Source organism: Thalassospira sp. MCCC 1A02898 (assembly GCF_001618185.1).
Lineage (GTDB): Bacteria > Pseudomonadota > Alphaproteobacteria > Rhodospirillales > Thalassospiraceae > Thalassospira > Thalassospira tepidiphila.
In genome coordinates this window covers 118,882-134,159 of sequence record NZ_LPXK01000009.1, presented here as the reverse complement: position 1 = coordinate 134,159, position 15,278 = coordinate 118,882, and the positions used below count along the sequence as shown (strand labels likewise).

14 protein-coding genes are annotated in these 15,278 nt (G+C 55.3%); 8 read left to right on the top strand and 6 right to left on the bottom strand.

The window, feature by feature from the left end; translation table 11 throughout:
* Positions 1-10: 10 nt before the first annotated feature.
* The gene (cimA, locus tag AUQ41_RS07310; RefSeq protein ID WP_063088014.1) at positions 11-1,624 is read right to left on the bottom strand and encodes a citramalate synthase; all 1,614 of its coding nucleotides are present in this window, start codon (positions 1,622-1,624) and stop codon (positions 11-13) included.
* Between the two features lie 337 nt (positions 1,625-1,961).
* On the opposite strand from cimA, the gene AUQ41_RS07305 reads away from it, so the two are divergent.
* Positions 1,962-2,210, top strand: a complete 249-nt coding sequence (locus AUQ41_RS07305) for a hypothetical protein (protein ID WP_008891599.1) — start codon at positions 1,962-1,964, stop codon at positions 2,208-2,210.
* Positions 2,211-2,363: 153 nt separating this feature from the next.
* Complete coding sequence (locus AUQ41_RS07300) at positions 2,364-3,083, top strand: DsbA family oxidoreductase (RefSeq protein ID WP_063087424.1); 720 nt, start codon at positions 2,364-2,366, stop codon at positions 3,081-3,083.
* A gap of 96 nt (positions 3,084-3,179) precedes the next feature.
* Here the strand turns inward: AUQ41_RS07300 and AUQ41_RS07295 are convergent, their stop codons facing one another.
* The 3 genes from AUQ41_RS07295 to AUQ41_RS07285 are packed head-to-tail and all read right to left on the bottom strand — an operon-like array spanning position 3,180 to position 6,043.
* A complete protein-coding gene (locus AUQ41_RS07295; protein WP_063087422.1) occupies positions 3,180-3,482 on the bottom strand; it encodes an antibiotic biosynthesis monooxygenase in 303 nt (100 codons plus the stop codon).
* Positions 3,483-3,529: 47 nt separating this feature from the next.
* Positions 3,530-5,095 (bottom strand): autoinducer-2 kinase, encoded by a 1,566-nt coding sequence (gene lsrK, locus AUQ41_RS07290; RefSeq protein ID WP_063087420.1) that lies wholly within the window; start codon positions 5,093-5,095, stop codon positions 3,530-3,532.
* 3 nt (positions 5,096-5,098) lie between these two features.
* Positions 5,099-6,043 carry a sugar-binding transcriptional regulator gene (locus AUQ41_RS07285; protein ID WP_063087418.1) on the bottom strand — a complete coding sequence of 315 codons (945 nt, stop codon included), beginning with the start codon at positions 6,041-6,043 and terminating at the stop codon, positions 5,099-5,101.
* Positions 6,044-6,277: 234 nt separating this feature from the next.
* Here AUQ41_RS07285 and lsrA point away from each other — a divergent pair, with 234 nt between their 5' ends.
* From lsrA to AUQ41_RS07255, 6 genes are all read left to right on the top strand, one after another.
* Positions 6,278-7,783, top strand: coding sequence for an autoinducer 2 ABC transporter ATP-binding protein LsrA (gene lsrA, locus AUQ41_RS07280; protein ID WP_063087416.1), 1,506 nt, complete (start codon positions 6,278-6,280; stop codon positions 7,781-7,783).
* A complete protein-coding gene (lsrC, locus tag AUQ41_RS07275) occupies positions 7,776-8,825 on the top strand; it encodes an autoinducer 2 ABC transporter permease LsrC (protein ID WP_083952825.1) in 1,050 nt (349 codons plus the stop codon). Before lsrA ends, lsrC begins: the two co-directional genes overlap by 8 nt.
* Positions 8,822-9,826 (top strand): histidine kinase, encoded by a 1,005-nt coding sequence (locus AUQ41_RS07270; RefSeq protein ID WP_198155621.1) that lies wholly within the window; start codon positions 8,822-8,824, stop codon positions 9,824-9,826. Before lsrC ends, AUQ41_RS07270 begins: the two co-directional genes overlap by 4 nt.
* 11 nt (positions 9,827-9,837) lie before the next feature.
* Positions 9,838-10,863 carry an autoinducer 2 ABC transporter substrate-binding protein LsrB gene (gene lsrB, locus AUQ41_RS07265; protein WP_063087414.1) on the top strand — a complete coding sequence of 342 codons (1,026 nt, stop codon included), beginning with the start codon at positions 9,838-9,840 and terminating at the stop codon, positions 10,861-10,863.
* Positions 10,864-10,949: 86 nt separating this feature from the next.
* Positions 10,950-12,197: a class II aldolase/adducin family protein gene (locus tag AUQ41_RS07260; protein ID WP_063087412.1), complete on the top strand. Its 1,248-nt coding sequence runs from the start codon at positions 10,950-10,952 to the stop codon at positions 12,195-12,197.
* Positions 12,198-12,352: 155 nt separating this feature from the next.
* A complete protein-coding gene (locus AUQ41_RS07255) occupies positions 12,353-13,009 on the top strand; it encodes a LysE family translocator (RefSeq protein WP_063087410.1) in 657 nt (218 codons plus the stop codon).
* A gap of 15 nt (positions 13,010-13,024) precedes the next feature.
* Here the strand turns inward: AUQ41_RS07255 and AUQ41_RS07250 are convergent, their stop codons facing one another.
* Positions 13,025-14,371, bottom strand: coding sequence for an MFS transporter (locus AUQ41_RS07250; protein ID WP_063087407.1), 1,347 nt, complete (start codon positions 14,369-14,371; stop codon positions 13,025-13,027).
* Between the two features lie 167 nt (positions 14,372-14,538).
* Entirely contained in the window at positions 14,539-15,255 is a 717-nt protein-coding gene (locus AUQ41_RS07245) for a hypothetical protein (RefSeq protein WP_063087405.1), read from the bottom strand.
* Positions 15,256-15,278: the final 23 nt, after the last annotated feature.

The following is a 15,278-nucleotide window of genomic DNA, read 5'->3' as shown; positions in this document are numbered from 1 at the left end:
GATCACATCATCAGGCGTGCTGGCTGCGCACACCGGACTTGAACAGTTTATAGGTGATGGAATCACGCAGCGCGTTATAGGACGCCTCGATAATGTTGGTCGAAACGCCCACCGTTGCCCAGTTATTGCCTTCGGCATCACGGCTTTCGATCATGACGCGGGTCACCGCACGCGTACCATCGCCGCGGGTTATGATGCGGACCTTATAATCGATCAGTTCGATCTGTTCGACCGCATCGCGGTATTCCGGCACGGTCAAAAGGACTTTGCGAAGCGCAGCATCAAGGGCGTTGACCGGGCCGTTGCCCTCGGCCACCGACATGAACTGATCATCGCCAACCACGACCTTGACGGTGGCCTCACTCATGGTGATGACCTGCTCGTCCTGTTCATCGACCCAGCGACGTTCGTCAATCACACGGAAAGACGTCACCCGGAAATACCGATCAAGCTCGCCCATGGCTTTCCGCGCCAGCAATTCAAAGCTGGCCTCGGCCCCGTCATAGGCATAACCATCGAACTCACGGCGCTTGACGGTTTCAACCAGTTTGCCAACCGCCTCGGATTTGGGATCAACCTCAACGCCAATCTCGCGGAAACGCGCCAGAATGTTGGATCGCCCCGCCTGATCGGAAACAAGGATATGGCGCTGGTTGCCAACCAGATGCGGTTCGATATGTTCGTAACAGGTCGGGTTCTTTTCAACGGCTGAAACATGCAAGCCGCCCTTGTGGGCAAAGGCGCTGTCGCCGACATAGGCCGCCTGACGCAGCGGCTCACGGTTCAGCCGCTCATCAAGGATATGCGAAATGCGGCGCAGATGGGTCAGCTGGTCATGGGAAATGCCCACGTCATAGCCCATTTTCAGCATGAGCGTCGGAATGATCGAAATCAGGTTGGCATTGCCGCACCGCTCACCCAAACCATTCAGCGTGCCTTGCACTTGCCGCGCACCGGCACGCACGGCCGCCAAAGAGTTCGCCACCGCATTTTCGGTATCATTGTGGCAATGAATGCCAACATGGGTTCCGGGGATCTGGCGGCAGACATCCGTGACAATGTCAAAAATCTCGTCGGGTAGCGTGCCGCCATTGGTGTCACACAAAACAACCCAGCGCGCACCAGCCTCATAGGCCGATGTGATCGCAGCAAGGGCATATTCCCGGTTGGCCTTGTAGCCATCAAAGAAATGCTCGGCATCGAACATAACTTCGGAAACCTTGGATTTCAGATGGGCAATTGAATCCGAAATCATCGCCAGATTTTCATCAAGCTCGATCCCGAGTGCCTCGGTCACCTGAAAATCCCAGCTTTTGCCGACCATGCAAACAATCGGTGCATTCTGCGCCAAACTGGTCAGCCCCGGATCGTTCGAGGCAGACCGACCCGCACGGCGGGTCATGCCAAAGGCGGTCAGTTTGGAATTCTTGAGTTTGGGCGGATTGGCAAAGAATGCATCATCGGTCGGGTTTGCCCCCGGCCAGCCGCCTTCAATATAGTCAATCGACAGTTCGTCCAGTGCCTTGGCAATCGCGGTCTTGTCCGCGGCCGAAAAATCCACGCCCTGGGTCTGCTGCCCATCGCGCAAGGTACTGTCATAGAGATAGACGCGCTTGTCTGACATTTTCATTCCAACTGATCGATCGTCTCGGGTGCCGCGGCCGTTTTTGGCTGCTGCTATTCTGTTCGCAAGGCTCATGATTTCATGTCTTTTGCGGGTCTGGCAAATTGCCGCAAAACAGACAGCAGCGCAACAGCATTACTCAAATTGCCATCCCGACGACAATTTCTGCTCTATTTCAACAAATTACCCATCTTTAGGATAGCTGACCTGTCCCCTTGAATGGTTGCAACCACCACTATGCGATGATTACCTTTATCCTAGGTTGTAGTACGCTTGATCAAAACCCTGCACATGTAGAACAAAGCTAATGATCGCGCGACGTCCAAGGACAATAAAAATGGCAAATGACGCCCCCACCAGCGTTGATATCATGATGCTTGCCGGCCTGACGTGGGAACGTACCGGTCGCAATTGCTGGACTGCATCAGACCGTTTTGCCCGCTACATCATATTCCGTGACATTGATGAACGTTGGTATGGCGACTGGGAACGGGACGGGGAATTGACCCGTGCGGATTGGTCTTGCCCGATCCTTGAAACTTTTGCCGAATACATGGTCGACAACGCCCGACGGCAGTCGTCCTGATGATCGTCGGGTAACCACACCCGCAAAATCAGATACAACTAATAAATCGCCCCTCAAATATGCGTCCGCCCCGGCTTTTCCTTGCGTTTGACGCCATGTCGATTATGTGTTGGGGTAGCACAACGTTACATAATCCAAGGCAAGCCTAATCCAATGACCAAAGCCATTCCCATGCAGATCGACATTGTTTCGGACGTTGTCTGTCCGTGGTGCATCATCGGGTACAAGAACCTTGAAGATGCCATCAGCCGTCTCGACGGCGAAATTGACGTCACCCTGCGCTGGCACCCGTTCGAACTGAACCGCGATATGCCGCCCGAGGGCCAGGACCTTTCGGAACATATCAGCGAAAAATACGGCCTGACTGCCGATCAAAGTGCCGATAACCGCGCACGCATCACCATGATGGGCGAAAATGTCGGCTTCCCGATCCATTTCGGGTCAGATGCACGCATCTATAACACCTTTGACGCCCACCGTTTGCTGTACTGGGCGGGCAAGGAAGGCGAATACGGCCAACAGACTGCGCTTAAACTTAACCTGTTTGCCGCTTACTTCCAGGGTGGTGACAACACCGCCGACCATGGTGTTTTGAAACGCGCGGCCGAGGAAGTTGGTCTTTCACCGGAACGCGCCGCCGAAATCCTTGCCAGCGACGAGTTCGCCAAGGAAGTCCGCGCCGAGGAAGACGAATTCGGCGATGCCGGCATCAGCTCGGTACCGACCTATGTGGTCAATGGCAAATTCGCCATTTCCGGCGGCCACCCGCCAGAAGTGTTCGAACAGGCCCTTTCGGAAATCGCCCGCCAAGGCGGACAAATTCTTGCCGAGGCAGAGGCCGAAGCAGCAGCCGAAAAAATTGCGCAGAATTAATCAGCTACCTGGCTGACAGATTGACCAATGAAAAAGCCCCGGCACATGAACCGGGGCTTTTTTTTGCGATTTCTCGCCATGAACAGGTCCTGCGACCTAGAGGTAATCGGCCATTTCTGCATTGAAATAGGTTTTGGTGCGCGGACCGGTGATGATCGGGTCGATGCGGCGCACGCATTCTTTGTAATGCTCGGTCTGGCGATGCGCCTGAAACGCTTCTTCGGAACTGAACACTTCATAGATCATGAATTTATGTTCGTTTTCCGGGTCGCGCAGAACGTCAAAACGCAGGTTGCCTTCTTCGTTCTTTCGTGTGCCTTCGTAATTGATCCGGAACGCTTCGATGAACTCGTCAACATGACCCGGCTTCACTTCGATATGCACCATTTGTACAAGCATGATGTATCCTTTTTAACTAATTAAATGCGATAAATATCTTGCCGGAATTAGACACCCGGCGCCTTCCACATAGAGGTCGTAACCCCCTGATCGACCAGTTGGCGTTGCGCGCTATATGCTTGCGCCCAGCGGTCGCCCAAGGCGTCATATTCGGATTTAAGCGACACGTTGGGTTCAAACGTATGCTCCCAACGCACCCAGTCGCGCCCGAGTGCGGCAAGGTCATCATAAAGCCCGCCACCAACAGCCGCCGCGGCCGCACAGCCAAGTGCGGTGGCCTCCTTGATCACTGGGGTGACAACCGGGATGCCGGTAACATCGGCCAACATTTGCGACCAATGCGTGCTTTTCGCAGCCCCGGCCGCAAAGACGATTTTGTCTGGACGCTGACCACTGAGCGTGAAAATGGCCTCAAGGTTTCTGGCTGCAACAATGCAGGCATTTTCCTGAAGGGCGCGGAAAAGAACCGCCTTTCCGGATTTTGCCGGATCGATGCTCAGATTAAGGAAGGACGGTGCGGCGTGATACCAGCTGCCATAGCGCATGACATCGGAGAAAATCGGAATAACCCCATGCGCACCAAGCGGCACGTCACGTGATTGTTGCTCAAGCAAGGTATAGGCATCACCCGGGTCACTGACCTTGGCAAGCTCTTCCTGACCAAAGGAATCCCTGAACCAGCGCATGACCGCGCCGACGAAGAAACTGATCGCTTCGGCCTGGTTCAGGCCAGTGATCACATGCGGGTTGATGCGCAAATTCATTGACGGATCGGTCAAGGTAGCATCGACATTAACGATCTGCTGCCAGAACGTGCCCCCCAGAACCGCACAATCCCCGATACCGGTAACACCAAGCCCCGCCGTACCAAGCTGACAATCGCCACCACCTACAACAACCGCCGTTCGGGTCGAAAGCCCCGTTTCCCCGGCGGCCTTTGCGGTCACATGACCAACCGCCGTACCGGTTTCGCAGGCTTGGGGAAAGATATCATCGCGCAGTCCAACCGCACGCATAGCTTCAGGCCGCCAAGCGCGTTCGCGCAATCCGAAAATGCCCGTGGTTCCGGCATTTGACGGGTCGGAGGAAATTACGCCCGACAGACGGGCCACCACCCAGTCCGACAACATGGCTATGCGGTCAATCTTTCCATAGATGTCAGGCATCTTTTGACTGATCCACAGAAGCCTCGGCAAGGCACCAAGCGCAAAGGTCTGTCCGGTCCGGCTATAAAGGTCTTCCTCCACACCGGGAAAGCCTTCCTTAAGGGCACGCACCTGATCAACAGCGCGCCCGTCAACATTCGCACAGGCCCAGATTTCATTGCCATCCTTATCAAAGGCAACGATGGCCTCGCGCATGGAGGTTGCGCTGACAGCAGCAATATCATCACCCGTAACGCCAGCCTCGGCCAACGCACCCTTGATGCAATCACAGATCAGCTTCCAGTTGCCTTCGACATCGAAATCCATCGATCCCGGAAAGCGCGGATCTTCCTTGTGCCACCATTCGCGCTGAGACGATCCCAACTGGTTGCCGTCCCGGTCAAATACGACCGCCCGGCCACTGCCCGTTCCAGCATCAATCGCAAGAACATAATCTCCTGCTGCCATTCCCTAGACTTCCTCCAACAGTTTTTCTGCCGTTTTTTCATCCGTAATCAGGATGTCGACATATTTTCCTTTAAGGGCCGCACGGATTGCACGCACCTTGGCATCACCGCCAGCAGCGGCGATGACGTTCTTTGATTTGTTCAGGGATTCAAGACGCGCCCCGATGACCCGTTGATGCAGCGAGAGATCAAGGACATCACCATTATCATCGAAGAACTGACACAGAATATCGCCCACAGCGCCCTTCCGGCGCAGAGGTTCTACCTCGTCTGGAGTGACATAACCGCTGCGAACAACCGTCGACTCGCTATGAAGCTCACCAATCCCGACCAACTGGTACGCCGCATTCAACGCCATCTCCAAAACATTTGAAATGCCAGGCTCGCTCATAAGGGCGGTGGCCACCGCATCTTCGGAAACGACAAGCGGTGCGGGCAAAAGATGCACGCTGCTACCCCAGTTTGCCGTGCGCATGCCGTCAACATAGGTCGCGACACCACCCGTCAGGCTGACCAGCGATACATTGCGTTCATTGGCCATGTGACCAATGCGCTGAATGGTGTGACTGACCGTCGCCCCCCAACCAACCGCAAGCAGATCGTCATTGCCAAGACGCTGCATCAAAAACTGCGCAGCCGCCTGTCCCAGACGTTCATTCAGATCGCCATTTTCCAGATGTGGCACAACACGCACTTCGCGCAGACCCCAGCTTTCCTGAAGACGCTGCTCATATTCAAGGCATCCCTGATAGCGCGAATTGATACGCACCTGAATGATGCCGGTACGGCGCCCACTTTCCAGAAGACGGGAAACCTTAATACGCGAAAGACCGAGCTTCTCGCCGATTTCCCCCTGCGTCATGCCATCGTTGTAGTAATACCAAGCAATACGGGTTAGCGTCTCTTCTTCTGCGTCCGCATAGCTCCAGTCATTTGTGTCCGACGCCATCTTCCTCATCCCCGGATTCTTACAAACTGTTCATTTGATTATCGTAAAAACAAATGATCACGTCAACACCTGTAAGAACCAGAAACATTCCCTTGTTGAATATCGCGCTGCAGCATCATTTTAAGCCGCATAATGGTGTAAGAATCAGTTTCACCAAAACATCATGAATGTTGACGAACCCATTTCGGTGTGATCAAATGTTTTACATAAAAACAAATGAACAGGCCTCTAGGGATGGAACAGAATACAAAACCCCGTGTTGCGGTCCGTGTTGCCGATGTATGGAAATCTTATGGCGGCACGCCGGTTCTTAAGGGGATCAACATTGAATTGCTTGCCGGACAAGTTCATGCGCTTTTGGGCGGGAACGGCGCCGGCAAGTCGACCTTGATGAAAACCATTGCCGGATTGGTCGACGCCGATCAGGGATCGATTGAAATCAACGAACAGGCACTAAGCGCGGCCTCACCTGCAAGCGCACAGGCACTCGGCCTTTATCTGGTCCCGCAGGAAGCACACATCCTTCCTAACCAATCGGTTCTCGAAAACATTTGCCTTGGCCTGAAAGCCAAGCCGCGCGCCCTGCGCGCCGAGGCCGAGGCATTGCTGCGTGATCTTGCCGTCAGCCTTGACCTTGATGCCCAGGCGGCCACCCTTGAAATCGCTGATCGCCAGATTGTTGAAATCATGCGCGGCCTCATTCGCAAGGCAAGTGTCCTTATCCTTGACGAACCGACATCCGCGCTGACACCGCACGAGGCAAACGCGCTTTTTGATCGCGTACGCCAGCTCAAGGCGCAGGGCGTTGGCATCTTCTTTATCTCTCACAAGCTGCGCGAAATTCGCGAAATCTGCAGTGTGATTAGCGTCCTGCGCGACGGCGCGATCGTTCTTTCAGGATCGCTTGATGACTATGACGACAACCAGGTCGTCGAAGCGATGACCAAAACCCCGCAATCGGCCCAACCTGTGACCCGCGCCGAACTGGCAACCGATTTCTCCGGTCGTGAAGTCGTTCTGGAAGTTGACCGTTTCAGTGGCGAGGGTTTCCGCGACATTTCCTTTAATGTGCGGGCGGGCGAAATCGTTGGCCTTGCCGGTGTTGTCGGCGCTGGGCGTTCGGAACTGGCCGAAACACTTTTTGGTTTGCGCCCATCACGAAATGGCAATGTCAGTCTGCTTGGCAACACCCTTAAAAAACGCTCCCCGCGCGATTGCGTTGATGCGGGTCTTGTTTACCTTCCCGAAGATCGTCAGCAAAACGGCCTGTTTCTCGAAGCATCGCTTGCATGGAACATGTCGGGCTACACCATGCATCGTTTGGGCTTTTTCCCGAAACACAAATCTGAAACCGCAGCCTTTGCCAACTTCCGACAAAGCCTTGGCATCAAGTGCGAAAGCGAAGACCAAAATGCCGGTCGTCTCTCTGGCGGGAACCAGCAAAAGGTCCTTTTGGCCAAATGCCTTGCTGCGGATCCGCGTGTGCTGATCCTTGATGAACCGACCCGTGGTGTTGATGTCGCCGCACGCAACGACATTTACCAGCTTATCCGCGAACTGGCTGCCAAGGGACTGGGCGTTGTTCTGATTTCATCAGACTTTGACGAAATCGAACAGCTTGCCGACCGGGTGGTGGTCATGGCGCACGGCCTGCAATGCGGCGCGCTTGACCACGATGCCATCACGGTTGATGCCATCGCCCACCTCGCCTTTGAGTCCGGGAGCCATTCACATGCTTGATTTCTTCGCACGCAACCGTGTGGCGACCCTGTGTGCTGTCACCGTTCTTGCCTTTCTTCTGATCGGTGCCGCGGCACCGGGCTATTTGTCGCTGTCGACAGCTTCTGTAGTCATGTCCAACAGCTTGGTCCTCTTGTCGGTTTCACTCGGCACGATGCTGGTGATCCTGACCCGCAACATTGATGTTTCAAGCGGATCTGTCCTTGGTCTGAGCGCGGTCGTTCTGGGCATGATGCTAAATGATGGGCACAGCCTTGGCGTTGCGATTGCAGCCTGCCTTTTGACCGGGGCCGTTGCCGGATTAATCAACGGTCTTTTGGTGACCTTGCTTAATGTGCCTTCGATCATTGCAACCCTTGGCACGCTGGGTCTGTTTCGTGGCGTTATGTTAATCCTGACCGGCGGGAACTGGATCGAAGAACTTCCCCTTTCGCTTAAGGCATTGGCAGATAACGGCGCGGTCGGGTTTTCCGTCCTGACCATCATCGTTATTGCCGCCCTGATCATTGTTGGGATTCTTGTGCGCCAAACCCGGTTCGGGCGGTACTTCTATGCGATTGGCGACAACCGCGAAGCGGCACGGCACCTTGGTATCCCGGTCAAACTGGTACAGATCGCCGCATTCGTTGCCGCCGGCCTTTTGGCAGCGATTGCCGGGATGATCTTTGCCGCACAAATCGGCTTTATCCCCAACCAGGCAGGCAACGGTGTCGAGCTTAAGGCGATTGCAGCAAACGTTCTGGGCGGTGTGAGCTTGCTGGGTGGCAGCGGCACTGTGCCCGGCATTTTTGTCGGCGTCATATTCCTGACCTCAATCGACAGTGCGCTGGTTTTCCTGAAAATCCCGGCTTTCTGGAACGATTTCATCGCCGGTGCGGTTCTGCTTCTTGTGCTGTTGCTTGATGGCCGTGTGCGCATGGCCGTTGATCGCGCCATCCGCGCCAAACGCTATGCGGTGCATCACCATCATACCCCGAACCAATCTGCCCCGACCGGATCAGATACCCCCACCGACCACCGTCCGCAGGAGGCAGGCGAATGATGAAACGTTATCTTCTGCGCTGGGAAGCCGCCCTGCTTCTTATGCTGGTTGCCGAATTTGCCATCTTCGGCATGATCAATCCGCGGTTCCTGAACCTGTCAAACCTGCTGTATAGCACCAGCGACTTTGCCCAGATCGGGATCGTTGCCCTGCCCTTGACCATCGTGATCATCGCAGGCGGCATTGATGTGTCCTTTGCATCTGCGGTCGGACTGTGTGCGATTGTCTTTGGCATCGCCAACTTCTTTGGCATGCCATTGCCGATTTCAATTCTGGCATCCTTGGCATCCGGGGCAATGGCCGGGCTGTTTAACGCCACCATCATTCATGTCTCACGTATCCAGCCGCTTGTTGTCACCCTTGGCAGTTTGTACCTGTTTGGCGGTGCTGCGACGGTGCTTTCGGGCGTCGTCGGTGCAAGCGGCTATGAAGGCATTGGTAATTTCCCAGACGCCTTCACGTCCTTTGCCTATTTTGAACTGGCAGGCCTTCCCGCACCATTCCTGGTTCTTCTGGTCGAAGCAGTTATTTTGTTTGTCGTCCTGCATTATTCGCGCTTTGGACGGTCCGTCTTTATGTGCGGACTAAGCGAACATGCAGCACGTTATAGCGGCCTTTCCATCAAAACCATTCAGACAATCACCTATGTCATGACCGGCGTTTTTGCGGCTGTCGCAGGGCTTGTTCTGTCATCCTATTTCGGGTCGGCCCGTGTTGACCTTGGCACGGCTACTTTGTTGCCCGCCATTACCGCCGCTGTTCTTGGTGGCGCGTCAATTTACGGCGGTCAGGGATCGATCATCGGCACCCTGTTGGCCACCCTTGTCATCGGTTACTTGCAGCAGGGCCTGCAAATGAGCGGTGTCCCCAGTCAGATTTCCAGCGCGCTCTCCGGTGCGTTGCTGGTTGTTGCGGTCGCATTGCGTCACGGAAGTGCCGTGCTGGCCGATTTTGTCGCTGCGCGAATAATGGCGACGAACCGAAAACGCGCAGCATCTTAAGGAGGAAAGAAATGTCAGGAAGAACTTTTAAACTGGTGACAGCAGCAGCATTTGCTGGCTCGCTTCTGGCCGCTGCACCGGCGTTTGCCGAAAACCAGATTGCCTTCATTCCGAAACTTGTCGGTGTTGGCTTCTTTACCAGCGGCGGCAACGGCGCAACCACGGCCGGCAAGGAACTTGGTGTTGACGTAACCTATGATGGTCCGACCGAACCAAGCGTATCGGGTCAGGTCCAGTTCGTGAACAACTTCGTCAACCAGGGCTATAACTCGATCATTCTGTCATCTGTTTCCCCTGATGGCCTGTGCCCGGCCCTCGAACGCGCGATGAAACGCGACGTTCTGGTCATGACCTGGGACAGCGACGTAAAACCGGAATGCCGTAGCTACTATATCAACCAGGGTACGCCAGAGCAGCTTGGCGGTCTTTTGGTCGACATGGCCAATAACGGCATCAAAAAGGAAAAGGCCAAGGTTGCCTTCTTCTATTCCAGCCCGACCGTAACCGACCAGAACGCATGGGCAAACGCCGCCAAGGCGAAAATCGCCGCAGAGCATCCGGAATGGGAAGTTGTGACCACCCAGTACGGCTATAACGACGCCCAGAAATCGCTTCAGACTGCGGAAAGCATCCTGAAAGCCTATCCGGATCTTGATGCGATTATCGCACCGGATGCTAACGCCCTTCCGGCATCGGCACAGGCGGCCGAAAACCTTGATCGCGCTGGTAGCGTTGCCATTGTCGGCTTCTCGACACCGAACGTCATGCGCCCGTATGTCAAACGCGGTACCGTCGAACGTTTCGGCCTGTGGGATGTCACCGAACAGGGCAAGATTTCGGTCTATGTTGCCAACCACGTGCTTGAAAACGGTCCGATGAATGTCGGCGACACCCTTGATATTCCGGGCGTTGGCACCGTTGAGGTCTCCCCGAACAGTGTTCAGGGTTACGACTACGAAGCAGACGGTAACGGCATCATTCTGCTGCCGAACCGCACTGTCTTTACCAAAGACAATATCGACGATTTCGATTTCTGATCTTTGGCACTGCGGGTACGGCATTCCTGGGGGTGTGCCGTACCCGAATTTGTTTAGCCATTTTTAAAAGCTACGGATATTGCCCCATGGAAAACCTTTGGAACGAAAACGACGCAAACCGCTACGCCGCGGAAGCCAAGGCAGCGGGACAGCCCGAAGCATTGGGCTTGCGCGTTTATACATCGCGCATCATCGGCCAGGTCGCAGACCTTGTTTTGCATGGCGGCGGCAACACATCCGTCAAGGTCACCGACGCGAATGGTGACGCCATCATGCATGTCAAAGGCAGCGGTTGGGACCTTGAAACCATTGAAGCCCCGGGATTGCCGGCGGTGAAGCTCGCCCCGCTTCATGCCGCACGCAAGGAAAAGAAACTCTCTGATCCGGAAATGGTCGCGCTTCTGCGCACCAACCTGCTTGACCCGTCTGCCCCAAACCCGTCGGTCGAAGCATTGCTACATGCCTATCTGCCGTTTGATTTTGTCGACCATACGCATTCGACTGCCGTCCTCGCGCTCGCCAACCAGGACCACTCCGAAGACATCATGCGTGAAATCTATGGGGATCGTCTGGCATTCCTGCCCTATGTCATGCCGGGCTACGACCTTTCGATTGCCGGCGCAGACCTGTATGACCAGTTCCCCGATTGCGAAGGTCTTTGGATGAAGAACCACGGTCTGTTCACCTTTGGGGATACCGCCAAGCAATCCTATGACCGCATGATCGATTTCGTGACTGACGCGGAAAACTACCTTGCGGCCAAGGGCATTGCCTTGCCCGGCCCGGAAAGCTCGGACCAGGAAATTGATCCGGCGCTTCTTGAAAAAATCGAGGCCGGCCTGCGTACCGGAAACTCGCCCTTTGCCGAAAGCCTCGCGACCGATTTCCGCAGCACACCATCCATCCGCAAATATCTGTCCAATGGTAATCTTGAAACCATTGCCGTACGCGGCACCGCGACGCCTGATCACGTCATCCGCATAAAGCCGTTCCCGTTGATCGTCAGCGCCAATGCGACCGCCGACGACATCACAGCAGCAATCGATGATTACAAGGCACGCTATAGGGCATACTTTGAACGCAATGCGCCGAACGCCAGCGAAATGAAAGTCATGCTTGATCCGTGGCCACGCATGGTTCTGGTCAAGGAAACCGGATTGATCGGGCTTGGTGCTAATGACAAGGCTGCACGCATTGCCGGTGATCTTGGCGAACAAACTGCGCGCATCATCAATGCAGCCGAACAGGTCGGCACCTTCCAACCGATCAACGAAGCAGACTTGTTTGACATGGAATACTGGTCCCTTGAACAAGCCAAACTCCAGAAGAAGTAAAGTATCTCAAATGCGTCCCTCCCCTTCCAGTTGGTTTGGGATATGATTACTTCTCTGAAGACCCCTGCATTGGCAGGGGTCTTTTTTTGCCTGCTCGACAATAACCTTGCTTCGATCTACGCTTGGCTGACGCCACCTTATCAAGGAAACGCGCCATGATCAGCCTTGCCGAGTTTGGGCAATATCTGCCCGGAATATTGCTGTCTTATGCTGCCTTGCTTGTCGGCCTGATTAGCCCCGGTCCTGCCCTTTTGGGTTTGATGGGCGTGTCACTTGATCAGGGCCGTCGTGCTGGTCAACATTTTGCCCTTGGCATCGGAACCGGATCGTTTTCGATCGGTCTTCTGACCCTGACGGGTTTGTCCGCCGTCCTTGCCACTTATGCCGATGCGATGACGGCCATCCGGATTTTTGGCGGGCTTTATTTGCTGTGGATGTCCTATCGGGCGTTTCGTACGGCATTTCGCAAACCACCCACCACATCAGATATTGCCCACGCCGTTGATGCCCGAAAGATATCCGGACGCGGGTATTACTTTCGCGGATTGGGACTTCACCTGACCAATCCCAAGGCCATCCTGACCTGGATTGCCATCATTTCAATCGGCTTTCACGAAGGTGCCCCGCTTTGGGTTGGGGCGGCGATCGTGATTGGCTGTGGTCTGATTTCAACCTGCATTCATTTGCTTTATGCCACCGCCTTCTCCACCGCCCCGGCGATTTCGATTTATCGCCGGGGCGCCGGATGGACCAACGGATTGCTTGGTGTGTTCTTTGCCGCCGTCGGGCTGCGGTTGTTGTTCAACCGCTAAGCTGTCAGTGAAAGGCTATGCCTTGGGGGCCTTGTCTTCGGAAGCCTCGGCCTTTTCTGCTTCGGCTTCCTCAGCGGCTGCTTCCTCGGCAGCAGCCTCCTCAGCCGCGGCTTCTTCTGCGGCGGCCTCGGCCTGCTCAGCGGCCCATACCCCGGCGGTTTCAACCGCCATGGGGGATGCCGTCGGCAGAACGCTGACATAGCTTTCGGTTTCTTCAACCGGCAGGGCTTCACGGCGCGTCATGCGATAAAGCGCATAAAGCGCGATCACCGCAAAGGTCCCGGCAAGCACCAGCCAGAACGACTGCGGGCCAAGATGCTCCATCGACCAACCGGCAATCAACGGGCCAAGAATTGCCCCCACCCCGAAGGTCAGAACCAGACCGCCTGATGCCGCCGGCATTTCCTCAAGTGACAGGAAATCATTGGTGTAGGCCAGAAACAGCGCATAAAGCGGTGTGGTCATGCCGCCTGCGACAAAGGCTGCACACATCATAAAGACCAACTGGTTACCCGAAAGCCAGCCAAGCATACAGGCCGACATGGCAACCGCCGCCGCACCGAAAATCAGCTTGCGACGATCCATGCGGTCCGACAACCAGCCAATCGGGTATTGGAACACCAACGCACCGGCAAACAGCATCGCGACAAAGGTCGCGATCTGCACGGTCGTCATTTCAATCTGGGTGCCATAAACCGCCGCCATACCGGTCTGGGTGGCATACACACAGCCCAACAGGAAGATGCCCACGGTACTGAGCGGCGACCCGGCAAACAGTTCCTTAAGCCCCATCGGGCGGGCCGCCTCGGTCACTGGCACGGACGAGGCCGACAGCAGGATCGGCGCAAAGGAAATCGACACCAGAATGGACGCAACAATAAACAGGGCCGAGTTCGCAGCATCGCCAAGCGTCAAAAGCCCCTGCGCCCCGATAATGCCAAGCGTCTGGGCAATCATATAAGCTGACAGAACCTTGCCGCGGGTCTCGTTGGTCGAGGCATCATTAAGCCAGCTTTCCGCCGTCACATAGATCCCCGACATGCAAAAGCCCAATATCACGCGCAACGCCGTCCATGCCCATGGCTCTGCAATCAGTGGAAAGGCAATCAGCCCGGCTGAGGTAAAGCTGCCGAGTGCGGCAAAGACTCGCACATGGCCAACCCGCTTGATCATGCGTGGCGTGATGCGCGCGCCTGACAGGAAACCGGCAAAGTAACCCGATGTGACAATCGCCAGTTCGGCCGAGGAAAAACCCTCAATCCCGCCACGCAAACCGATCAGGGTGAAATGCATGCCATTGCCCAGCATGATCAGGACAACTCCAATAAGAAGTGCCCAGACACTGGTTAAAACCTGGATCATGGATCGCCCTTTCGCACTTTGGGGATTACCGGACTGTCTGTGAGCTCAGCGCGCCTTGGTCTGATGTCGTGTTGGTTCAGACAAATGACAAGTCTCAGCGAAAAGTACGAAACCACTGATCACATTCAGTTTCCAGACTTTTTTCGGTATGAAGGGGATTTTTTGGACTAAGCACCCGGGTCTCTGATCTCAGCCTCGGTCAGGCGTTTGGTGGTGACCCCGTTTTTAAGATCAAGCCAGCCGCAAAAAACAGTCACCCAGACGGTGGCCAGAATCAAATACGCGACGTACTGATCCATCACCCAAAGCGTACCTGCCGATATCACGCACCACGCTAGGGGAACCGGCAGCAAAACCCACCTCCAGGTGCCACGTGACAGCAAAACAAAGCCCAATGTGCCAAGCGCTGTTGGATCGGCGGCACTGCCAAAAATCTCGGCCTGCACCAAGTCGCGCTCTTCAATCAGGCCAATAAACGGATAGACAATCAGCGCAAAGGCAACCAGAGACGCCCCGACATAACACGACAAATCCCCGCGCCAGCCAAACCGAAGCGGCAATGGACGCGCAGCAAAGATGGCAAACAAAACCACCTGCAGGGCAAAGGCCGGAAGCAAATAAGGCACCGCCCAATTGATCGGCTGATAATATTGCCAAAGGAAGCCATAACCCGACCAGGCCCAAACCAGTGCCAACAAAACCAGAATAACCCGGTTGCCGCGAAAACCGTGACGCAGGGCAAGGCCCGATGCGATCAACCCGGCAATCAGCGCACTGGCAACCACCAGCCACCAGGTGGTGTTCATGGTTTCAAACAGCCGGTAATAGACACGCGGCGAAAACAGCAACAGGTCCGCCAGTCCGTAATCCCACCATTCAGTCATGCTGTCTGCCCCCGATTGCCTTG